This is a genomic window from Lysinibacillus sp. BNK-21 (assembly GCF_048684915.1).
Classification (GTDB): domain Bacteria; phylum Bacillota; class Bacilli; order Bacillales_A; family Planococcaceae; genus Lysinibacillus; species Lysinibacillus capsici.
The window spans coordinates 3,501,382-3,523,866 of record NZ_JBLQTS010000001.1; the positions used below are offsets into that span (position 1 = coordinate 3,501,382).

The window sequence follows — 22,485 nt, forward strand, 5'->3', positions numbered from 1 at the left end:
CCTGGGAGCTTTCGGCATTCTGTATAATTAAAATCTACTGCTAACTAGACTAGCATGCATGTAAACATAGTAAAGCTCTTTACATGATGTTAGATTTCGTCCTCATACACAGTTGACTCATCCTGTGATACTTTCGTAAGTACACCTGCCGCTACTTCTTCAAGCGCTTTCCCAACATATTTATGGGAAACATACTTGTGTAAGCGTTCTGTGTCTTGCTCTTCTTGCATTTGGCGAGCACGTTTAGAAGCAAGGCTCACTAATGAATATTTTGAATCGATTTCTTTTTTTAAAGCGTCTACTGATGGGTATAGCATTGTTTTATTCTCCTCTCAACATTGACAAATATCTTTTTTCAACACGTTCTCTACGACAATGCTCGGCTTTAATAATCGCATTTATACGATCACAGGCATTCGTCACTTCATCATTTTCCACAACATAATCATACAAGCTCATCATTTCAAGCTCTTCACTTGCAGTAGCGATTCGTTTGGCAATGATATCCTCCGTTTCTGTCCCACGTCCAACTAAACGATCTTTTAATTCCGTTAAACTTGGAGGGGCTAAGAAAATAAATAAGGCATCTGGTGCTTTTTTACGAATTTGTGCTGCACCCTGCACTTCGATTTCTAAAAATACATCACGACCTGCATCAAGTGTTTCATTTACATAAGCTAATGGTGTTCCATAATAGTTACCGACAAATTCAGCGTGCTCTAATAAGCCACCTTGTTCGATTAACACTTCAAATTCATGACGTGTCTTGAAAAAATAGTCTACACCATCTACTTCACCTTCGCGAGGATTTCGTGTTGTCATCGAGATGGAATACTCATAATTCGTATTCGGCTGAGAAAATAATTCTTTTCGCACTGTCCCTTTACCTACACCAGAGGGGCCAGACAGAACAATTAATAATCCACGTTCTTTTATCATTTATTCTCTATATCTCCCTTAATTTATAACAGACACGTGCAAGTTATTCGATGTTTTGCACTTGCTCACGCATCTTTTCTAAAATTGTTTTCGCCTGAACAACAGCAATCGCTGCTTCTGTAGATTGATTTTTTGAACCAATCGTATTAATCTCGCGATGTATTTCCTGCATTAAAAAGTCCAATTTACGCCCAACCGAAATCTTTTCAAGTAATGTTTCCTCCAGCTGATTGAAGTGACTATCTAATCTGTCTAATTCTTCGGAGATGTCTACTCGTTCTGCAAAAATGGCTACTTCCGCTAGTAAACGATCTTCTAGCAATGTGCCATCTGCAACTTCATTAATTCGCTCTATTAATCGTGTACGATATTTTTCAACAGCAAGTGAAGAACACAAACGAATCTGATTGACTTGCTCCATTAACTGTTCTTTATATTGTACAACAACCTCTTGTAATTCTTGCCCTTCACGCTCACGCATTTGAACGAGCTGTGAAATCGCTTGTGAAATCGCTTGTTCTACAGCACTGAGCAAATCCTCTGGTGTAAGCTGGGGTTTTTGCTGTACAAGTGCCTGCTCTAACGATAAAAGCTCTTGCATCGTCCATTTTTCTTCAAGTGGTACTTTACTTGCTAATTGCTCTTTTGCCTTACGATACGCTTCAATTAATGACCAATTAATCTCAATAGATTGCTCTACGTTCTCTAAGTCCTTCACATATACCATCACATCAATTTTGCCGCGTGACAAAGCTTGAGAAATTAGTTTCTTTGCAAAAATTTCAGCTTCAAGCCATTCTTTCGGAAATTTTGCGTTAATTTCTAAAAAACGATGGTTGACCGAGCGCATTTCCACGGTTAATTGAAAGTCTCTAGTTGTTGTGACACCTCTGCCAAAACCAGTCATACTACGCACCAAGGTTCGTCACACCTTTCTTTGCATACTGGGATTATTATAACATAAGCTTTGTCGATTATGACGACTCTCCAAAAAAATTTGGTTAAAGTAAAAGCTAATTCTACCACAATTGAAGCTATATTTTAATATTCACCTAAAAAATGCTATGATAAACATACCAAAAGAGTATTTGCGAGCTTAAAAATAGTGCATGCAGATACATTAAGAAAAAAATACGAAAGTACCAAGATGCTTGATATCGTTGGAAAGAGGAATTCATATGGCATTTGATGGCTTATTTACTTATTCAATAACTGCCGACCTACAACAGCTAGTCACTGGTCGGATTACCAAAATACATCAACCCAATGCACAAGAAGTTATTTTACATGTGCGAGCGAACGGAAAGAATCATAAATTACTGTTTTCCATCCACTCTTCTTATGCACGTGTACACCTTACTGAACAGGTGATTGAAAATCCAGCAGAGCCGCCAATGTTTTGTATGCTTTTGCGTAAGCATATAGAGGGTGGTTTTATTGCTTCTATAAAACAGCGTGATTTTGATCGCATTATAATAGTAGAAATTGAAAGTAAAAATGAAATTGGAGATCCAATTGTAAGAGAAATACATGCTGAAATTATGGGTAGACATAGTAATCTACTGTTGATTGATCAAGAGCAGGGAAAAATTATTGACAGCCTAAAACATCTACCGCCTTCAGTCAATAGCTTCCGTACTGTACTACCAGGGCAACCGTATATTGCACCACCCGCACAAAACAAATGGAATCCTTTAACGGTGACAGATGAAGAGCTAACAGCATTTTTTGCTGAAGGGAAAACCTCTAAAGAGCTAGTGCAACAATTAGCTGGTTTTTCACCTCTTCACGCGGAAGAATTATTGTATCGAATGAAGACGACTTCAAATACGCTAGTATGTTTCAAGGATTTTATGGCCTCCTTTGCGAACGGTGGAATGAAGCCTATGTACGTACTCTTCAATCAGAAAGTATACTTTTCCCCTATCGAATTAACGCATTTGCATGATGGGGATATAACAATCTATCCTAATGTCCATGAGCTTCTTGATCGTGTATTCTTTGCCCGTGCAGAGCGAGATCGTGTAAAACAACAAGCAGGCGATTTAGAGCGCTGGCTACAAAATGAGATTGACAAATTAGCTTTAAAAACAAAAAAGTTAACAAAGGATTATGAACGTGCCTCCAAGCTCGATCAATTCCAACTATATGGTGAGCTATTAATGGCTAATATCTATGCCTTTGAAAAAGGAGTTAAGGAAGTTACTGTCACAAATTACTATAGTGAAACTGGCGAAGAAATAACCATTCCAGTAAGCGAACGTAAAACACCTATTGAAAATGCCCAAAGTTATTATACAAAATATACAAAGGCAAAAAATGCCTTGGTCATGGTTCAAGAGCAGCTAGAAAAAACTACTGATGAAATTTCTTACTTCGAAATGCTTGCACAGCAAGTTCAGCAGGCTTCTCCTGGAGATATTGAGGAAATTCGTGAAGAGCTAGCAGAGCAAGGTTACTTAAAACTACGTCATGCGAAGAAAAAGAAAAAACAAGCGAAACCTGAACCAGAACGCTATGTTTCTTCTACAGGTGTAACAATCTCTGTTGGAAAAAACAATAAACAAAATGACATGCTGACATTCAAACTAGCAAAGCGGACTGATATTTGGTTACACACAAAAGATATTCCTGGATCTCATGTTGTCATTCATTCAAGTGAACCCGATGAAACGACATTGCGAGAAGCTGCCACACTAGCCGCCTATTTTTCTAAGGCCAGAGAATCCTCTTCTGTGCCTGTAGATTATACCGAAATACGACAGGTCAAAAAACCAAATGGTGCCAAACCTGGTTTCGTCATCTATTTTGAACAAAAGACACTGTATATTGACCCGGATGAGGCAGTCATTTTACAGTTAAAGAAACAGTCATAAAGGAAGAAACCGATACAAATTGTATCGGTTTCTTCCTTTTTATAACGAGTACACGTAATCCGTACTATAAAACGATGAAAACAACCTTATCTTGATTGATTTTTACAGACAATCTTCCTTATTATAATAACAATATAAAAACACATGAATAATCTGCACTGTTTCCTTCAACGTATATTGACTTCTACTACTGAGAAACGCTAAATTAAAGTATAAAAATTTTTATAGAGCATTCAGGAAAGGGCGTATCTATATGTCTGTAGGTAAAAAATTAAGCTTTGGTTTCTTTGCAATTATTCTCACATTAATCATTTCTTTGTTCATTATGTTCCTGTTATTTTCAAACATTGAAAAAAAGATTGAAAATGCATTAGAAGGACATGTTGCCCTTGTAGAATTAGCAGATGATATTCAATACGAAATGGCTATGCAAGGTCTTTTCATTCGTGCCATCATCATCGAAGACAAACCTGCTAACAAAGAGAGTTTCTCAAAATATGCAAGTATGCTCGACACACATGTAGATGAAATCACTGAAAAATCGAATTCAGCTGAAATGGAAACATATGCACAGGAATTAAAAGTTCATAATGATTCTTTTAACAAGGCAGCAACTGAAGCAATAGCTTTATTTGAAGCTGGTAATCTAGAAGGTGCTTTGCAGAAGGTAAATGGTGAAGTCCAACAAGCTAATAAAGGTATACAAGATGTATCTGATCAAATTGGAAACTATCAAAAGGAACAACTAGATATTGTGACAAAAGAATCTAAACAGGCCGTGTTTAATTCACAAATTATTTCCATTATCGCAATCATTATTGGTATCGCTCTAGGTATTTTCCTTATTTTCTATATACAACGGACAATCTCACGCCCTTTAAAATCTGTCGTTCTGGCTGCAAACCATGTAGCTAATGGAGAATTAATTCATCCAGATATTACCCATCAATCAAAAGATGAAATTGGTCAGCTTTCAGCAGCTTTTAATGCCATGAAGGGTAATTTGAAAAATTTATTAACGCATATACAGGACAATGCAGAGCATTTAACAGCTTCAGTAGAGGAACTTTCTGCCTCAACTGAAGAAATTACTGCCACTGCTGATGAAATTACAATACGGATTAACGAAACAGCTGAGGCTGCAGTGACAGCTACAGTTGCAGCTAACGAAAGCGCACACGCAATGGATGAAACGGCTGTAGGTGTTCAACGAATAGCTGAGGCAACTCAACAACTACATCAGAATGCTATAACAACTTCAGAATTAGCAACAAATGGAAACGATACGGTAGAAGAAGCTCAGCAACAAATGAATGTCATCCATGAATCAACACAAACGATTAATAATCTTGTTCAAAAATTGAGTAAGCAATCAGATGAGATTAGTCAGATCACAGCTGTTATTACAGCTATTACAGATCAAACAAATTTATTGGCACTCAATGCAGCAATTGAAGCTGCTAGAGCTGGAGAGCATGGTAAAGGATTTGCGGTAGTAGCAGATGAGGTTCGTAAGTTAGCTGAGGAATCAAAACAATCAGCCAACCAAATCGTTGCCTTAACGCTAGATATTCAACAGGATACACATAATGTAGAAAAAGCAGTCTTTGATGGACTTCATTCTGTCACAGAGGGCGTTAAAATCATCGGACATGCAGGACAAGCCTTTGAAGGAATTGTGAAAGCAATTAATACGATGACAGATCAAATAGAAGATATATCAGCTACCTCTGAAGAAATTTCAGCTAGCGCTGAACAGGTTGCAGCGTCCGTTGCAGAAATCGCCCATGGTGCTTCAACTAGCGCGGATAATACAAAAATTGTAGCTTCAGCAACTAGAGAACAATCTATAACAGTACAACAAGTAAACCAAGTTGCCTCAGATCTAAGCGAAAAGTCCTTAGATTTACAGAATCAGATCAATCAATTTAAACTTTAAATAAAAAACAGTGCATTTTATAAATGGGATGCACTGTTTTTTATATTTTTTCATGGTATACCACTTAAAAAGTGGAAGAATATCCTTCTGAATAGCTATTGTTAACGTTTTCATTCGATGAATAAACAGGTTTTTAGTAATTATTTGCATTATCAATCCTCTTCAGTAAGACAAATGACATCCTCAAAAAAACAATACGATTTAAACAGTTCTCTTTGGAAGAATACAAGGCGAAATGAAGCATTCCTTTTATTTTTTAACTGATGAATAAAACAGTAACCAACTGCATATATGCATGTATATACAACTAGCTCAAAAATTATTTCAAAAAAACTTAATCTCGTAAACTAGCTTGTCACTAAATCCAAATTTTTCTTAGTATGGGTACCTTTTTTCATACAAATGCTCATTTTTTTCTTTTTCCTCCCCACAAATGGATAATCCTAGAAAAATACAAAACAAGTTTCTTATATATCATTAATAGATAAAAATATTCATGTTTTGCGATAATAAATTACAAGAAATTACCTGTAATAGAATCTAATTCACTGAGTTTTACATAGATTTTCTACAAATCTATACAAATTCCTCAAGGTATTACATCTATGACTTTTGATTCATTTTTCAAATATCGATAATATTATCAAAAAAATAGGAATTTTCCGTATAGTAAATCATTTTTTTATTTTTACTTTATTTTTGATATTCAGAATAAGTAAATATCAAATTTTTAATATATATACACTTCGCCTCTTTAGTGTGATAAATCGGAAAAATTTATTATTCTCCTAAATGTCAGATAATACTATATAAATTCGAATCTTTTTTATTTTGTACACAATGATTTTTTTGGTATATTAAATAGGAGCTTCACAAAAGGCTTAAAAATTGTATAAGGGGGATTCACATGAATAAAAACAAAAAGTTTTTATTACTAACAGTCCTTGCAGTATTTTCTTTAGTACTTGCTGCATGTGGCTTCGGCGGAGATTCGTCTGAAAAATCAAAAGACGATGGAAAAGATTCAGGTTCATCTGAAACTGCTTCATCAGGTGGTGAATTAAACTTAGTAGTAACTTCTGAACCACCATCTTTACATCCACAACTTGCGACGGATTCTACATCTAGCGCAGTATTAATTAACATTTTTGAAGGTCTAACACGTACAGACAAAGAAGGTAAACCAACTCCAGCAATGGCTGAAAAATGGGATGTAAGTGAAGATGGGCTTACTTACACTTTCCATTTACGTGATGCAAAATGGACAAACGGAGATCCAGTAGTTGCTGGTGACTTCGAATATGCTTGGAAATGGGCTTTAAATCCTGAAAATCTATCAGAATATGCTTCTGTATTCTACCCAATTAAAGGTGCTGAAGCTTACAATCTTGGTGAAGGGGCTGTTGATGATGTAGCAATTAAAGCTGAAGATGATAAAACTTTAGTAGTTACATTAGCAAATCCAACTGCTTACTTCTTAGAATTAACTGCTTTCAAAACGTACGCACCTGTTAACCAAAAAGTAGTTGAAGGTAATGATGAATGGTATACAGATGCTGGTGAAAACTATGTAACAAACGGACCTTTCGTTTTAGATACTTGGAAACACAGTGACTCAATAGTTCTTAAGAAAAATGCTGATTACTGGGATGCTGCAAATGTAGACCTTGAAACAGTTAATATCGGAATGGTTGAGAATGAAGCTACGGCAGTAACAATGTTTAAAAATGGAGAAATTGACTACTTAGGTTCTCCATACCAAACAGTAGCACTTGATGCAATTGATGGTTTTAAAGCTGATGGCTCATTACAAATTGAGGACTATGCAGCTATTTATTGGTACAAATTTAATACAAAAGATAAAATTACTGGAAACGCTAACATTCGAAAAGCTTTAACATTAGCAATTGATCGCCAAAGCTTAATCGATAACGTTACTAAAGGAGAACAAAAGCCTGCTCTAGGTATGGTTCCATCTGCAATTTCTGGTTTTGAAGAAGACCGTGGTTATTATAAAGACAATGATATTGAAGGAGCAAAAGCTGCACTTGAAGCTGGAATGAAAGAGCTTGGTATTTCTGATCCAAAAGAAATCAGCATCAACCTTTCATTTAATACAAGTGAAGGACATGCTGCTATCGCTCAATTTATTCAAGAAGGTTGGAGCAAAAACCTTGGAATTTCAGTAAACCTTGATAACTCTGAATGGCAAGTATATTTAGAAAAACTTAACCAATTAGACTATCAAGTTGGTCGTATGGGATGGATTGCTGACTACAACGATGCTTATACATTCTTAGAAATGTACGATACTGCTGCCAATGGTAATAACGATACTGGTTGGGAAAACTCTCAATATAAAGATTTACTAAAACAATCTATTTCAGAAATAGACACTGCAAAGCGTACTGAAATCTTAAAACAAGCTGAAGCAATTGCTATGACTGAATTCCCAGTTGGACCAATTTATTACTACACTAACTTATATGTTAAAGATGATAAAGTACAAAATATGTCTCCAGATAGAATCGGTATCATTCAACTTAAAGATGTTAAAATTGCTGAATAATTCTATTGTTTAATTAAGCTCTTTAAAAAAGAGCTGCCTCGTAGTCTCTTAGGCTCGAGTCAGCTCTTTTTAAAATACGAAGGCATATATTTGTCTGACAATTGACAAATAGAAGGAGGAGTTTTATGTGATTAAATATATTTTGAAAAGGCTGATGTATATACTTCTCGCGCTTTTCGTCATCGTAACGGTTACGTTTTTCTTAATGCGTCTCGCTCCTGGTAGTCCATTTGCGAGTGAACGTAATTTCCCACCTCAAATCGAGGAGAAGTTAAACGAAACGTATGGATTAAATAACCCTTGGTATATTCAATATAAAGATTATTTAATCGATACGGCCTCTTTCAATTTCGGTGAGTCAATGAAATATAAAGCGCGTTCTACAAATGATATGATTTCTGAAAGTTTCCCTGTGTCTTTAACATTAGGGATTGAAGCTATGCTATTAGCAGTTGGATTTGGAGTTTTAATTGGCGTAGTTTCCGCGCTATATCATAATAGGTTCCCGGATTATTTGGCAACGTCCTTTGCGGTGCTCGGTATATCAGTACCTTCATTTATTTTAGCTGGTTTAATGCAGTATTTCTTATCCTTTAAATTAGGGTTGTTCCCAGTTAGTGGATGGAAAGGATTTACTTACAGCATATTACCTGCCCTTGCGATTGCGTTTTCACATATGGGGTTTATCGCAAAATTAACACGTTCAAGTATGCTTGAGCAAAACAATAGTGATTATGTAAAAATGGCTCGTGCCAAAGGGATTGGAAAATGGACAGTTGTTTTCCGCCATACATTACGAAATGCTCTTTTACCCGTCGTAACATACCTAGGCCCATTAACAGCTGGTGTTGTAACAGGTAGTTTCATTGTTGAGCAAATTTTCGCTATTCCTGGACTTGGTAAGCACTTCGTTCAAAGTATTACAAACCGTGACTATACAGTCATTATGGGTACGACGGTGTTCTATTCCATCATCCTTTTATTTGCGGTATTAATCGTTGATATACTATATAGTGTGATTGATCCGCGTATTAAACTGAAAGGAGCGAAAAAATAATGACACAGCAACAAATTGAAAAAGATAAGTTTAAAATTGTTGGTGGAAATCATGAAGCAACGGAAAAATTAGCTGATAAATCAGTCTCCTTTTGGAAAGAAGTATTTCTCCGTTTCTCTCATAACAAAATGGCCATCATTGGGATAATCATTTTAATCATTGTTATTTTAATGGCTATTTTCGTACCAATGTTTTCTCAGTATAAATCAAGTGATCAACTAGGTGTTTACAATGCACCACCATCTGCACAATTTTGGTTTGGAACGGATGACCTTGGTCGTGATATCTTCGTTCGTATTTGGGAAGGCGCTCGTATTTCCCTATTTATCGGTATTGCTGCAGCGGTTATTGATTTAATCATCGGTGTAATTTGGGGAAGTATTTCAGGCTTAGCAGGCGGTCGTGTTGATAACATCATGATGCGTATTGCTGACGTTTTAACAGCTGTACCTTACCTTTTAGTAGTAATCGTACTTTTAGTTGTTATGCAACCTGGTTTAATTCCTATGATTATTGCCCTGTCCATCACTGGATGGATTAACATGGCTCGTATCGTTCGTGGTGAAGTATTATCTATTAAAAATCAAGAATATGTTCTTGCTGCTCGTACATTAGGTGCTAGTACAGGTCATTTAATTATTAAACACTTAGTTCCGAATGCTCTTGGTGCAATCTTAGTAACGATGACGTTAACAATTCCATCTGCTATTTTCACTGAATCATTCCTAAGCTACCTTGGTCTTGGGGTGCCTGCTCCAACAGCTTCTTGGGGTACAATGGCCTCTGATGGTAATAAAGCTATTGCCAATGCTCCATGGCGCTTGATTTTCCCAGCAGTATTTATCTCACTAACAATCTTTGCGTTTAACGCAGTTGGTGACGGCTTACGTGACGCTTTAGATCCAAAACTACGTAAATAAGGAGGTGGCCGAAATGAGTAAAACAATTCTAGAAGTAAAAGATTTAAGAATTAACTTTAAAACTTATGCAGGGCTTGTCCGTGCTGTACGTGGTGTTAACTTTGATTTAAAGGAGGGTGAAACACTCGCTATAGTAGGTGAATCAGGCTCTGGTAAAAGTGTTACAAGTAATGCATTAATGAAACTAATTCCCCAGCCACCTGGTATTTATGAGTCAGGACAAATTTTATTCAATGGCCGTGATTTAGTTCCATTAACTGATAAAGAAATGTCTAAAGTACGCGGAAATGAAATTGCAATGATTTTCCAAGATCCTATGACAAGTTTGAACCCAACAATGAAGGTCGGACGTCAAATAACTGAAGTAATTTTGCAACACAAAAAAGTTTCTAAAGACGAAGCGAAAAAACGTGCAATTGAGCTTTTAACACAGGTAGGTATCCCCTTCCCTGAAAAACGCTATAACCAATACCCACATGAATTTTCAGGTGGTATGCGTCAACGTGTTGTTATTGCCATTGCCCTTGCAGCTGATCCTAAGCTATTAATTGCAGATGAGCCGACAACAGCTCTAGACGTAACAATTCAAGCGCAAATTTTAGAATTAATGAAAGAAATTCAGAAAAACTCGCAAACATCTATCATTTTCATTACACACGATTTAGGTGTAGTGGCGAATATCGCTGACCGTGTAGCAGTAATGTACGCTGGACAAATCGTTGAATATGGTACTGTAAATGATATTTTCTATAATCCAAAGCATCCTTACACATGGGGTCTACTTGGTTCAATGCCAGATTTAGATAATGATACTGATGAGCTATTACGTACGATTCCAGGCTCACCACCAGATCTGACGAATCCACCTAAGGGTGATGCATTTGCAGCTCGTAACGAGTATGCTATGGCCATTGATTATGAACAAGAGCCACCAATGTTCCAAGTAAGTGAAACACATTTTGCAAAGACTTGGTTGTTGCATCCTGATGCACCAAAGATTCCTCTTCCAGATGCGGTTGCTAAACGTATTGAAGGGTATTTAGCAAAGGAGGCACAAGAAAATGACTAAAACTGGTGCGAAAAAAATTCTTGAAATCAAAAATTTACAGCAGCATTTTGGTTCGCCAAGTAATCCTATCAAAGCTGTAGATGGTATCAGCTTCGATGTTTACGAAGGTGAAACACTTGGTCTTGTGGGTGAATCAGGTTGTGGTAAGTCAACAACTGGTCGTTCAATAATTCGTTTATATGATATTACAGGTGGCGAGATTGTTTTCGATGGTGAAAATGTCCATGGAAAAAAATCTAAAAATGAGTTAAAGAAATTTAACCGTCAAATGCAAATGATTTTCCAAGATCCTTATGCTTCTTTAAACCCTCGTATGACGGCTGGTGAGATCATTGGTGAAGCCTTTGATATTCATGGCCTTTACAAGGATAAAAAAGAACGTCGTGCAAAAATTCAAGAGTTACTTGAAGCTGTTGGTTTAAACAAAGAACACGCGAATCGTTACGCACACGAATTCTCTGGTGGTCAACGTCAACGTATTGGGATTGCCCGTGCACTAAGTTTAGATCCTAAGTTTATCATTGCAGATGAGCCAATCTCTGCGCTAGACGTATCTATCCAAGCGCAAGTTGTTAACTTACTAAAACAACTACAAAAAGAACGTGGCTTAACATATCTTTTCATTGCCCATGACTTATCTATGGTAAAATACATCAGTGACCGTATTGCTGTAATGTACCGTGGTAAAATCATGGAAATCGGTAAAGCAGATGATATTTACAATCACCCTGTTCATCCGTATACAAAATCTTTATTATCAGCTATCCCACTTCCTGATCCAATGTCAGAGAAGCGCCGTCAACGTATTCAGTACAAGCATACAGAGGTTGACGAAAGTGCAACCTACCATGAAGTAGGTGACCAGCATTATGTTTATGGTACTGCTGATCTAGTAAAAACTTGGGTTGGTAATCGCTAAAAGCTATAACTCCTATCGACAGTATAAAAACTGTGATGGGAGTTTTTTTAATTTTCTTCTTTTATTACCCAATATCCCCATCAGACTAAACCTAAATAAACTTACTACCTTTTAGTAGACTATAATTCCCTTCATTCTTTTATTTTACATAAAATAATTAGTAAATAAATACCATTTATGTAAAATTAGTTTAAATATTTTAAGGAATATATTATGATAGAGTTAACACGAATAAAGGGGTGTATTCAATGAAAAGAAGTATGAAACTTCTTCTTGCTACATGTTGTTTTACAATCGTATTAATTAGTGTTGGTTCTACCACAGCATCTGCCTACCCTGGTCCATGCCACAGTCCAAAGCCTTGTGTGATTAGACCATAATAGTTGCTCTCAAAACATTATTTCCAGGTCTCTATGGTCTCTGTAAGGACAATCAATATTACTATGTATTAAACTATTATCCTTTATAAAATTCGGCACCTTTAAATGTGATTACTTTTACATTTAAAGGTGCCCTATTTTCTTGTCACTTATTTAATATCCATTTTTTAATTACCTTCTAGATTTTGGATTTAATGCATCCTTTAACCCTTCTCCGATAAAATTAATGGACAAAATTACTAGCGTAATAGCTGTTGCAGGAGGCACCCACATCCAAAGCTTCTCCTTTAATACCTCTGAGTTTCTAGCTTCGGACAGCATATTCCCCCAACTTGGTGTATCTGCTGGTACGCCCAACCCTAAAAAGCTTAAACCAGATTCAGCGACGATTGTTACAGCCATCAGCAATGTTGCTTGTACAATAATCGTCGAAGCAACATTAGGTAGTAAATGCTTCATAATAATCTTTGATGATTTACATCCTATTGATTGAGCTGCTAATATATACTCATTTTCCTTTTCAGCAAGCACCCTACTTCGTACAATCCTTGCAACTGATCCCCACATTAACAGTGAGATAACAAAAATCAAAGTCCATAGACCAGATACTTTTCCAATTAGAATTTGATTTAAAACAATTACAAAAATCATAAATGGAAACATTAAGATAAAATCTGTAAATCTCATGAGTATTTGATCTATTTTTCCACCAAAGTACCCTGAAATGGCGCCGACAGTAGTTCCAATTAAAACAATAAAGAACATACAGCTTAATCCTACTGTTAAGGAGGATCTACCAGCATAGAGCATTCTTGTAAACACATCTCGTCCATTTGTATCTGTTCCTAACCAATTTTCACTAGATGGTGGTTTACTTATTTGGGTAAAATCAACCCGGACAATATCTTTAGTTGTAATATATGGTGCTAGAAACGATAAGATAATAACGATCAGTAGAAATATAAGGCTAATCAAGGCTAGTTTATTTTTAAAGAACTTTCGTCTCGCAATTACCCATGGCGAGGGGCTTTTCTTTGGCGATTTTGGCGTTAAAACTTCTTGATCCGTTACCAATGTCATATTTCCCCCTCCTTAATCCAATCTAATACGTGGATCTACTACACCATATAATAAATCCGCTATTAAATTTCCAAAAAGTGTTAAAAACGAAAGTAACATTGTGATCGACATCATGACTGCATAATCCCTTCTTCCAACAGATTCAAGGAAGAGAGCACCTATTCCAGGATACGTAAAGATTGTTTCTGTTATTACTGCACCGCTAATTAATGTTGCGATATCAAACCCAAGGAACGTAATAAGAGGAATAATAGAATTTCGTAAAATATGTTTGTTATAAATTTTCGATTCTTTTGTTCCCTTTGCTCTCGCAGTTCTTACAAAATCTTTTCTACTATTTTCAATAATGTCATTCCGCAAAAATTGTGTATAGGATGCTGTTCCCATCAATCCTAATATAAGCGCAGGTAGTAAAACATGGTGGAATCTACTTATATAGTAGTCCAAATTTCCAGGCTCTAGCCCGACACCAACAGATCCGTTAAATGGGAACCAACCTAATTTGAACGAGAAAAAGTAAATGGCTACAATTCCCGCAACAAATGACGGAATGGCTAAAGCTAGATAATTATACGTTGCAATCAAATTATCCCCAAGTGTATAGGGTTTTCTACCAGCATACATGCCCATGATAAATGCAAATATGTAGGTAAAAATTAACGATGTTAGAGCTAAAAATATGGTATTAGGTATACGCTGCGCAATAATTTCTACTGCTGGTTTCTTATAAACAGTTGATTTACCAAAATCCCCTTGCATAAAATTAACAATCCATCTACCGTATTGCTGGATAATAGGATCGTTATAGCCTAATTTTTCTCTCATTTCTTCGATATATTGTGGATTCGTATTAGAAGGATCAATTTCACCAGCAAATGCATCTCCTGGCATCATTTTCGCTAAAAAGAATACCACCAACGAAATAAGGAGTAACAATGGGATCATGCCAAGTAGTCGTCGAAGTGTATATTGAAGCATGTAACGTCTCCTTATCTATAAATTTACTAACTAAGTCCTCTGTTCAAGGACTTAGTTAGCAAGAATTAAAGTACACAATAGCTTATTCTTTAATATGCCATTTATAAACATCCGTTTGGAAGCCAACAGCGTTGACATGAACACCTTGTAAACGGTTATTAATACCATATAAATCTAAGTTTTCCCATAAAGGAAGTGCAGGTAATTCTTCGTTGAAGTATTTTTGCCATTCAACATATGTTGCCATACGTTTTTCTTTGTCAAATGCTTCTTCACTTAAGCCTTTATCCAATAATTCTTGGTTTTTAGGATCTACCCAACGACCATAGTTCCACTCAGCGTCATTACCCCATAATCCTGATGGATCTGGATCAGCACCTGTACTCCACGCACCGAAGAATGCTTCTAAAGCTGCATCATCATTATCTTTCATATCATTATATAAGTTAAACTCAATTAAACTACCTGTCGCTAATTCTGTTTTTACACCAATATCATTCCAAGATTGAACAATTGCTTGTGCACGTCCTTCAAATGCTGCTGAACCTGCATAGTGACCAAATGAAATTTTAAATGGTTGTCCCTTTGGATCTTCTACGAAACCATCACCATCTTTATCTACATAACCTGCAGATGCTAATAGCTCTTTTGCTTTTTCTGGGTTGAATTCATATTGGTTTAGTTCTGACTCTGGTGCAGCAGTCCAGAAAGTAGTTGGAATCACAGTGTTGGCAACTGTTGCTTTTCCTTCTAAGAAAGCATCGATCATTGCTGGACGGTTAATTGCATATAATAATGCTTGACGTAATTCTTTTGCATTAAATTTATCAAAATCTGCCACATTTTTTAATGTAGCTTTATCACGATGACCAAAACGAAGTCCGATGTATGAATAGCCCACACCATTAGTTTCTTCAATACGTACATTGCCTAATGCTTCTAATTCTTTTACGGATTGTGGTCTAATATCCATAATGTCAATTTCTCCATTTTGGAATGCACCAGTTGCTAATGATGGGTCAATTACTTTTACAATAACACCATCAAGCTGTGGTTTGCCCTTCCAGTAATCATCAAAACGCTCTAATTCAGAATATTCTCCATCTACAACTTTTTTCACCTTAAATGGCCCTAAGCCAACAGGATTTTCACGAACTTGCTTTGACTCCTCTAAATCCTTAACAGCAATACCTTCATAATGTTTCTTCGGCATTGGATTTGACCATAGATTTTCTAAATTATTAATTTTCACTTGTTCAAAAGTGATTTTTACAGTGTATGGATCTACTACTTCAATACCTTCGATTTTGTCAGCCTTACCTTCTTTTTTAGCTTTGGCACCTTTAATTCCCTCAACATAATTGTAGCGAGGTCCAGCATAATCAGGATGCGCAAGAGTTTCTAAAGCAAAAACCCAGTCATCAGCTGTTAATTCCTCACCATTATGCCATTTTACACCCTTCTGGAATGTAAACGTATACGTTAATTTATCCTCACTAATTTCCCATGAAGCTAAGTTTGGAACATATTCTAAGTCATCATTTACATCATAAATACCTTCCATTGTGAAATTTTGAATATAGCTGTCTACAATACTACCTGAATAAGCAGGATCATATACGCCTTCAGGTGCAACATCCGTACCATATGTTACGATGCCACCCTCTGTAGAAGGTTCATCTGTTGTTGTCGTTGTATCCCCGCTTGTATCCTTTTCATTTTCCTTCTCTGTTTTTGATGAGTCATTATTACATGCAGCTAAAAATAATGCCATAACTAGCAATAGCATAAATGACCATAATGCTGATTTTTTCATTTTTTTCCCCCCGTAATTTTATTTTTGTCAATAACTATTTTCCGTTTTTAGTTTTTAATATAAATGACAAGCAACACTATGCCCCGACTTCACCTCCTTTAAAGCTGGCTTAGATAATGAACATTCTGCCATTGCCTTTGGACACCTTGGATGGAATGGACAGCCTGATGGTGGATTAGCAGGACTCGGTATATCTCCCTCTAAAACAATACGACTATTTTTCTTTCTCGGATCTGGCACAGGTATTGCAGAGATCAATGCTTGTGTATAAGGATGTAATGGCTCATCGTAAATATGTTCCTTATCAGCTATTTCTACAATATTTCCTAGATACATCACGCCAATTCGATCGCTCATATGCTTGACCACACTTAAATCATGTGCGATAAACAGGAATGTTAAATCAAACTCATCCTGAAGTTCTTTTAATAGATTAAGAACTTGTGATTGTACTGATACATCTAAGGCTGAAACAGGCTCGTCTGCAATAATAAGCTTTGGTCTAAGTGCTAGTGCCCGAGCAATACCAATACGCTGGCGCTGACCACCTGAGAACTCATGAGCATATTTATAATAGGCATCTTCAGGTAAGCCGACTTTTCTTAATAGCTCCATTACCTCGCCTTTTAATGATTTCAATGATTTGTTACTGAAATTCATAATTGGCTCTGCAACAATGCTTCCTACCATTTGCATAGGATTTAAAGATGCGTATGGATCCTGAAATACCATTTGAATATCTTTTCGTATATCTCTTAAAGATTTCCCTCTCAAGTTTGTAATATCTTTACCATCAAAGATAATTTTTCCATCCGTCGAGTCTAATAATCTTAAAATTGTCCGTCCAGTTGTCGATTTTCCGCAACCCGATTCTCCAACTAACCCTAATGTCTCGCCATTTTTAATAGAAAAAGAAATGTTATCCACTGCTTTTACATGACCAACAGTATGCCTTAAGAAGCCACCTTTGATTGGGTAATATGTTTTCAAATCAATTATTTCTAATAAGTTATCCTTTTTTTGTTTTACGATTGTTTCATTCATGTTGTCAGCTCACACCCTTTCTAGTATCGCAACTTTCATAAAGTAAACAAGATACCTCATGTCCATCATCTATAAAGGAAAGTTGCGGCGTAACCTTGCTACAATCAGGCATAGCTGAAGGACATCTATCCACAAAACGGCAACCTATTTGGGGCATATTTTTCAACGAAGGTACAATCCCTTGAATGGTCGTTAACTTTTCAACTTCCTCATCGATTCTTGGTATAGAAGCCATTAATAGCTTTGTATAAGGATGCTGCGGATTGTGGAACAAATTATCTACATTTGTTTTTTCTACAATTTTCCCCGCGTACATGATAATTACTTCATCACACATTTCGGCTACGACGCCTAAATCATGTGTAATAAGTACGATGGACATATCATTTTTTGCTTGAATTGTCTTTAATAGCTCTAAGATTTGAGCTTGCACCGTCACATCAAGTGCCGTAGTAGGCTCATCTGCAATTAATAGTTTAGGTTGACATGCAATGGCAATGGCAATCATAACCCTTTGTCTCATACCACCAGATAATTGGTGAGGATACTCATCTACAATTTGATCCGCTCTGGGTATGCCGACTTGCTTTAATAAGTCTATTGCTTTACTTTTAGCCTCAGCCTTTGAGATTTTAGAGTGATTTAAGATAATCTCTTGTATTTGTGAACCAATTGTAAAAACGGGATTTAATGATGTCATGGGTTCTTGGAAAATCATACTGATATCTTTTCCTCTAATCTTATTCATGTCATCGCTAGAATAATTTTCGATGTTTTTTCCTTCAAACTTAATTTCTCCGCCTGTAATTTTGCCAATCCCTTTTGGAAGAAGCTGCATAACTGAAAGTGACATGACACTTTTTCCACATCCAGATTCTCCAACTACCCCAATAATTTGACCTGATTTGACTGAAAAAGAAACATCATCAACAGCATGATAGATATCCCCATCTATATCGAAACCAGTTTTAAGGTTTTTCACTTCTAACATTAAGCTCATTTAATATCACACCTTTAATTTTTTTACTAAAAATCACTACATCCTTTATGTAAGCAACAGAAACATATGTCTAAAATGTATTCTTTAAGTAAAAGATGTAAAAAGAAATTAGCTTTTGACTTCCTTCATAAGATTCAATATTCCGAAAAATTAGATCCTAAGATGTTAAACCTATTTCAAAATTATATTAGCTAAAAAAAACATCAAATTTTAAAAAGAACATCTTCATTACATAAATTGATCCTATTTTCCAAATGTAATAGTAACTGGATCAGTATATAATATTCTGACAATTAGGCGTAATGCTATTTTATCTGGAAATAATACATTTAATCAAGTGAATTTTTACAATTCTCATAATATTACATACAAAATAATCCATACAACTATACCATTTCAAATTGGACACTTTAGGTTTAAGCATACTGAATATTAGTTCATTTTCAACTTTATTTGCCTAAAGTATCATTTTTTTATTTTATTAAAATAATAATAACCTACTCAATTGATCCACACATACTACGTCAAAATTTACTTTTATTTGGAAAACATGATTATAAAAGGATTTTTATTGTTTATTTAATTCAGAGAATGATACTAAATTTTCCTAATTATTATTAACGAATAATTTTATTTACTAAAGCACTAAACAAATGAAGTGTTTTATATTACATTAAAAAAATAAATTATTTTTATAATTTCTTTAATCTATAGGCCATACTTCTCTTAAAAGTTAATAAAGTTTATTTTCCTTTGACTACATCGAAAAAACACAAAAAAACAACTATCAACAAAAGTATCGATAGTTGTTTCTATGCATTTGCTCTCTTTTATATTCCAGTAACTCTATGTTTCACTACTACTTTTACAAGATTTCTAATTATAGCTCTCCAGCTTTTAATTTTCCATGCCACTCTTTTAAGAATGGAATATCTTCTTCTTTAATAGCGCCGGATTCATTTGCTGCTTCAATCAGATAATCAAAATTTGTTAATGATACGTATTGAATGCCAGCCTCATCAAATGCTTGTTCAGCGCGTGGAAGATTATATGTGTAAACACAAACAACTCCAAGCACCTCACAGCCTGCTGCACGCAATGCTTCTACTGCTGTAATGGAAGAACCACCTGTAGAAACGATATCCTCCACAACCACTACTTTTTGTCCTGCTACGTATTTTCCTTCAATTTGATTACCACGGCCATGCTCCTTCGCTTTAGAGCGTACATAAACCATTGGTAATTCTAAAATATCACTTACCCATGCCGCATGTGGGATACCTGCTGTAGCTGTTCCTGCTACAATTTCTGTCGCTCCGAAATTTTCTTTGATGACAGAGGCTAAACCATTTGCTAATTGTTTACGAATAACTGGATCGGAAATTGTTAAACGTGTATCACAGTAAATAGGTGATTTAATACCAGATGCCCATGTAAATAGCTCTGTAGGATTTAATTCTACTGCTCCAACTTTTAACATAGCGTGTGCAATTTCATTTTGTAATGTCATAATTTATGCCTCCCATAATTCACTTACGATTTTATATGCTGCTACTGGATCCTGTGCACCTGTTACAGCACGGCCAACAACGATGAGTGATGAACCATCACGCTTTGCCCCATCAGGTGTTGCTATACGTTTTTGATCGTGTGCAGCACCTCCAGCTAAACGAATCCCAGGTGTGACACGTAGAAATTCATCTCCACACACCTCAGCAATCGCCTTAGCCTCATGGACAGAGCAAACAACACCTTGTAAGCCTGCTTCCTTTGTCAGCCCTGCGTAGTGTAGGACAGACTCTTGCAATGAAAGAGCAATCTTTTGTTCTGCTTGCATTTGTTCTTCTGTTGTGGATGTTAATTGAGTAACAGCTATTAGTGCAGGACGTTCTTTGCCTGTTGGTGTTCCTGCTTCAAGTCCTTCTAGAGCTGCTTCCATCATAGCACGTCCGCCTGCAGCATGGACATTGACTAAATCTACCCCTAATTTTGCTAGCCCCTTCATCGCAGAGCCTACTGTATTTGGGATATCATGTAATTTTAAATCAAGGAAAATATCATGACCTAAATCCTTTACTTTGCGTACGATATCAGGTCCTTCTTGCATATATAATTCCATTCCAATTTTCACGAAAAGAGGCTCATCGAATTTTTTAAGAAAATCGAATACTTCTTTTTCTCCTGGAAAATCTAGAGCTAGTATAGGTTTCGTATTCATCAACGATGGCTCCTTCCAATAATCTCTGTTATATGTTCTACACCTAATGCATCCAGCTTTGCTGGTAATTCTTCAATAATGTTCGGGCAAACGAAATGGTCAACAAAGTTAGCTGTTCCTACTGCTACAGCTGAAGCACCTGCGGACATAAAATCAATGACATCCTGTGCTTCCGTTACACCGCCCATACCAATTATCGGAATATTGACAGCCTTGTACACCTCATAAACCATTCGTATTGCTACAGGTTTTACAGCAGGACCAGATAGTCCACCTGTGCCATTAGCTATGACTGGCTTACCTGTACGCTCATCTAAACGCATACCAACCAATGTATTAATCATGGTAATACCATCTGCTCCACCTGCTTCAACAGCTAGGGCAATATCAACGATGTTCGTCACGTTTGGTGATAACTTCACATAGACTGGCACTTCTGACACAGCCTTGACAGCCTTGACCAGCTCACGTGCAGTAGCAGGATCTGTTCCAAATTGAATACCACCACATTTCACATTAGGGCACGAAATATTCAGCTCCAATGCTTTAACATTTGAGGCTGTTGAAATACGGCGTGCTACTTCTACATAGTCTGATGTCTCTGTTCCAGCAACATTGGCGATGATGGGCACATTATAATCCTCTAAAAATTTTAATTCCTCATTCATCACTTTTTCAATGCCCGGATTTTGTAGACCAATGGCATTTAACATCCCCGCTGCTGTTTCGGCAACACGTGGCGTAGGGTTACCTGCACGCGTTTCGACCGTTGTTGCCTTAATCATGATAGCCCCTAGTTTAGATAAATCATAAAGCTGTGCATATTCACGACCAAAGCCAAAGCAACCTGAGGCTGGCATAATAGGGTTTTTTAAATCTAAGCCTGGTATTTGAATTGTTAAACGACTCATAGTGCCACCGTTCCTTTCGGGAAAACTGGACCATCAGAGCAAACTTTAACATAGTCTTTTTCAACCTGATCAGTTGTTTTGCATACACATGCAAAGCAAGCTCCAATACCACAGCCCATACGTTCTTCAAATGATAAATAGCCTTCTTTTTCAGGATAAAAGCCTTCTAATGCTCTTAACATTGGTAAGGGTCCACAGGAATAAAAAACATCAAATTCAGGAGCATGCGACTCTAAAACCGTTGTTACAAAGCCTTTTGTACCTTTCGAGCCATCCACCGTAACATAATGCGTTTCACCAAGTGCACTAAATTCATCCTCATAAAAGCAGACATCTTTTGTTTGGAAGCCTAAGACGTGGATTGTTTTCACACCACGAGCATTCAATTGCTTGGCTAGCTCATGTAATGGAGGGACACCAATGCCACCACCAACTAGTAGTGCAGTACCTCCCTCTTGCACCGCTTCTACTGGGAAACCATTCCCAATTGGTCCAAGTACGTTGACCAGCTGACCTTCTCGATTTGTTGCCAGAACTTTCGTACCACGCCCCTCAGCACGATAGATCATTGTAAACTCATTGTTGTCTTTATCAATATTTGCAATACTAATTGGTCGACGTAAAAGCGGCTCCAATGAATCCGACACCTTTACATGGACAAACTGGCCAGGAGTCATCTCCTGAACCAGTTCACCATGAAGTGTCAGTTCGAAAATGTTTGTCGCAATTTGCTTTTGAGAGACGACCGTCATTTTCTCTTGACGTATCAT

At 36.5% G+C, this 22,485-nt stretch carries 19 protein-coding genes; 7 read left to right on the forward strand and 12 right to left on the reverse strand.

All coding sequences use genetic code 11. From position 1 onward, the window contains the following. Positions 1 to 89 precede the first annotated feature (89 nt). The 3 genes from rpoZ to ACMGGO_RS17910 are packed head-to-tail and all read right to left on the reverse strand — an operon-like array spanning position 90 to position 1,858. Positions 90 to 317, reverse strand: a complete 228-nt coding sequence (rpoZ, locus tag ACMGGO_RS17900) for a DNA-directed RNA polymerase subunit omega (RefSeq protein ID WP_004227380.1) — start codon at positions 315 to 317, stop codon at positions 90 to 92. 4 nt (positions 318 to 321) lie between these two features. Next, positions 322 to 939, reverse strand: a complete 618-nt coding sequence (gmk, locus tag ACMGGO_RS17905) for a guanylate kinase (RefSeq protein WP_004227379.1) — start codon at positions 937 to 939, stop codon at positions 322 to 324. 43 nt (positions 940 to 982) lie between these two features. After that, the gene (locus ACMGGO_RS17910) at positions 983 to 1,858 is read right to left on the reverse strand and encodes a YicC/YloC family endoribonuclease (RefSeq protein WP_066037833.1); all 876 of its coding nucleotides are present in this window, start codon (positions 1,856 to 1,858) and stop codon (positions 983 to 985) included. Between the two features lie 259 nt (positions 1,859 to 2,117). Between ACMGGO_RS17910 and ACMGGO_RS17915 the strand changes: the two genes are divergently transcribed. From ACMGGO_RS17915 to ACMGGO_RS17945, 7 genes are all read left to right on the forward strand, one after another. Continuing rightward, complete coding sequence (locus tag ACMGGO_RS17915; RefSeq protein WP_279494113.1) at positions 2,118 to 3,815, forward strand: Rqc2 family fibronectin-binding protein; 1,698 nt, start codon at positions 2,118 to 2,120, stop codon at positions 3,813 to 3,815. A 253-nt stretch (positions 3,816 to 4,068) separates the two neighbouring features. Further along, positions 4,069 to 5,754 (forward strand): methyl-accepting chemotaxis protein, encoded by a 1,686-nt coding sequence (locus tag ACMGGO_RS17920; protein ID WP_279494112.1) that lies wholly within the window; start codon positions 4,069 to 4,071, stop codon positions 5,752 to 5,754. 907 nt (positions 5,755 to 6,661) lie between these two features. After that, a complete protein-coding gene (locus tag ACMGGO_RS17925; RefSeq protein WP_279494111.1) occupies positions 6,662 to 8,323 on the forward strand; it encodes a peptide ABC transporter substrate-binding protein in 1,662 nt (553 codons plus the stop codon). Between the two features lie 127 nt (positions 8,324 to 8,450). Continuing rightward, positions 8,451 to 9,380, forward strand: a complete 930-nt coding sequence (locus tag ACMGGO_RS17930) for an ABC transporter permease (protein WP_279494110.1) — start codon at positions 8,451 to 8,453, stop codon at positions 9,378 to 9,380. Then, complete coding sequence (locus ACMGGO_RS17935) at positions 9,380 to 10,300, forward strand: ABC transporter permease (RefSeq protein ID WP_279494109.1); 921 nt, start codon at positions 9,380 to 9,382, stop codon at positions 10,298 to 10,300. Before ACMGGO_RS17930 ends, ACMGGO_RS17935 begins: the two co-directional genes overlap by 1 nt. A gap of 13 nt (positions 10,301 to 10,313) precedes the next feature. Next, positions 10,314 to 11,369 carry an ABC transporter ATP-binding protein gene (locus ACMGGO_RS17940; protein ID WP_257961583.1) on the forward strand — a complete coding sequence of 352 codons (1,056 nt, stop codon included), beginning with the start codon at positions 10,314 to 10,316 and terminating at the stop codon, positions 11,367 to 11,369. Then, positions 11,362 to 12,288 (forward strand): ABC transporter ATP-binding protein, encoded by a 927-nt coding sequence (locus tag ACMGGO_RS17945; RefSeq protein WP_048395387.1) that lies wholly within the window; start codon positions 11,362 to 11,364, stop codon positions 12,286 to 12,288. The genes ACMGGO_RS17940 and ACMGGO_RS17945 overlap by 8 nt, the downstream gene beginning before the upstream one ends. Before the next feature lie 551 nt (positions 12,289 to 12,839). Here the strand turns inward: ACMGGO_RS17945 and opp4C are convergent. From opp4C to ACMGGO_RS17990, 9 genes are all read right to left on the reverse strand, one after another. Beyond that, positions 12,840 to 13,748: an oligopeptide ABC transporter permease gene (gene opp4C, locus ACMGGO_RS17950; RefSeq protein ID WP_048395389.1), complete on the reverse strand. Its 909-nt coding sequence runs from the start codon at positions 13,746 to 13,748 to the stop codon at positions 12,840 to 12,842. A 12-nt stretch (positions 13,749 to 13,760) separates the two neighbouring features. Beyond that, a complete protein-coding gene (opp4B, locus tag ACMGGO_RS17955) occupies positions 13,761 to 14,726 on the reverse strand; it encodes an oligopeptide ABC transporter permease (protein ID WP_016994271.1) in 966 nt (321 codons plus the stop codon). An 82-nt stretch (positions 14,727 to 14,808) separates the two neighbouring features. After that, positions 14,809 to 16,542 (reverse strand): oligopeptide ABC transporter substrate-binding protein, encoded by a 1,734-nt coding sequence (gene opp4A, locus ACMGGO_RS17960; RefSeq protein WP_048395392.1) that lies wholly within the window; start codon positions 16,540 to 16,542, stop codon positions 14,809 to 14,811. 54 nt (positions 16,543 to 16,596) lie between these two features. Beyond that, the gene (locus ACMGGO_RS17965) at positions 16,597 to 17,586 is read right to left on the reverse strand and encodes an ABC transporter ATP-binding protein (RefSeq protein WP_048395393.1); all 990 of its coding nucleotides are present in this window, start codon (positions 17,584 to 17,586) and stop codon (positions 16,597 to 16,599) included. Between the two features lie 4 nt (positions 17,587 to 17,590). Beyond that, a complete protein-coding gene (locus ACMGGO_RS17970; protein ID WP_048395394.1) occupies positions 17,591 to 18,586 on the reverse strand; it encodes an ABC transporter ATP-binding protein in 996 nt (331 codons plus the stop codon). A gap of 880 nt (positions 18,587 to 19,466) precedes the next feature. After that, positions 19,467 to 20,096, reverse strand: coding sequence for an orotate phosphoribosyltransferase (pyrE, locus tag ACMGGO_RS17975; RefSeq protein ID WP_048394623.1), 630 nt, complete (start codon positions 20,094 to 20,096; stop codon positions 19,467 to 19,469). A 3-nt stretch (positions 20,097 to 20,099) separates the two neighbouring features. Continuing rightward, the gene (pyrF, locus tag ACMGGO_RS17980; RefSeq protein ID WP_054549870.1) at positions 20,100 to 20,804 is read right to left on the reverse strand and encodes an orotidine-5'-phosphate decarboxylase; all 705 of its coding nucleotides are present in this window, start codon (positions 20,802 to 20,804) and stop codon (positions 20,100 to 20,102) included. Continuing rightward, complete coding sequence (locus tag ACMGGO_RS17985) at positions 20,804 to 21,715, reverse strand: dihydroorotate dehydrogenase (protein WP_048394627.1); 912 nt, start codon at positions 21,713 to 21,715, stop codon at positions 20,804 to 20,806. The genes pyrF and ACMGGO_RS17985 overlap by 1 nt, the downstream gene beginning before the upstream one ends. Next, positions 21,712 to 22,485, reverse strand: coding sequence for a dihydroorotate dehydrogenase electron transfer subunit (locus ACMGGO_RS17990; RefSeq protein ID WP_004227355.1), 774 nt, complete (start codon positions 22,483 to 22,485; stop codon positions 21,712 to 21,714). The genes ACMGGO_RS17985 and ACMGGO_RS17990 overlap by 4 nt, the downstream gene beginning before the upstream one ends.

Coding starts and splice junctions, on each gene's coding strand:
- ACMGGO_RS17970 (WP_048395394.1), bottom strand. CDS start 18,586: ATGAGCTTAATGTTAGAAGTGAAAAACCTTAAAACTGGTTTCGATATA.
- ACMGGO_RS17920 (WP_279494112.1), top strand. CDS start 4,069: ATGTCTGTAGGTAAAAAATTAAGCTTTGGTTTCTTTGCAATTATTCTC.
- gmk (WP_004227379.1), bottom strand. CDS start 939: ATGATAAAAGAACGTGGATTATTAATTGTTCTGTCTGGCCCCTCTGGT.
- ACMGGO_RS17965 (WP_048395393.1), bottom strand. CDS start 17,586: ATGAATGAAACAATCGTAAAACAAAAAAAGGATAACTTATTAGAAATA.
- opp4C (WP_048395389.1), bottom strand. CDS start 13,748: ATGACATTGGTAACGGATCAAGAAGTTTTAACGCCAAAATCGCCAAAG.
- ACMGGO_RS17915 (WP_279494113.1), top strand. CDS start 2,118: ATGGCATTTGATGGCTTATTTACTTATTCAATAACTGCCGACCTACAA.
- ACMGGO_RS17985 (WP_048394627.1), bottom strand. CDS start 21,715: ATGAGTCGTTTAACAATTCAAATACCAGGCTTAGATTTAAAAAACCCT.
- opp4A (WP_048395392.1), bottom strand. CDS start 16,542: ATGAAAAAATCAGCATTATGGTCATTTATGCTATTGCTAGTTATGGCA.
- rpoZ (WP_004227380.1), bottom strand. CDS start 317: ATGCTATACCCATCAGTAGACGCTTTAAAAAAAGAAATCGATTCAAAA.
- ACMGGO_RS17990 (WP_004227355.1), bottom strand. CDS start 22,485: ATGATACGTCAAGAGAAAATGACGGTCGTCTCTCAAAAGCAAATTGCG.
- opp4B (WP_016994271.1), bottom strand. CDS start 14,726: ATGCTTCAATATACACTTCGACGACTACTTGGCATGATCCCATTGTTA.
- ACMGGO_RS17925 (WP_279494111.1), top strand. CDS start 6,662: ATGAATAAAAACAAAAAGTTTTTATTACTAACAGTCCTTGCAGTATTT.
- pyrE (WP_048394623.1), bottom strand. CDS start 20,096: ATGACATTACAAAATGAAATTGCACACGCTATGTTAAAAGTTGGAGCA.
- ACMGGO_RS17940 (WP_257961583.1), top strand. CDS start 10,314: ATGAGTAAAACAATTCTAGAAGTAAAAGATTTAAGAATTAACTTTAAA.
- ACMGGO_RS17945 (WP_048395387.1), top strand. CDS start 11,362: ATGACTAAAACTGGTGCGAAAAAAATTCTTGAAATCAAAAATTTACAG.
- ACMGGO_RS17935 (WP_279494109.1), top strand. CDS start 9,380: ATGACACAGCAACAAATTGAAAAAGATAAGTTTAAAATTGTTGGTGGA.
- pyrF (WP_054549870.1), bottom strand. CDS start 20,804: ATGAATACGAAACCTATACTAGCTCTAGATTTTCCAGGAGAAAAAGAA.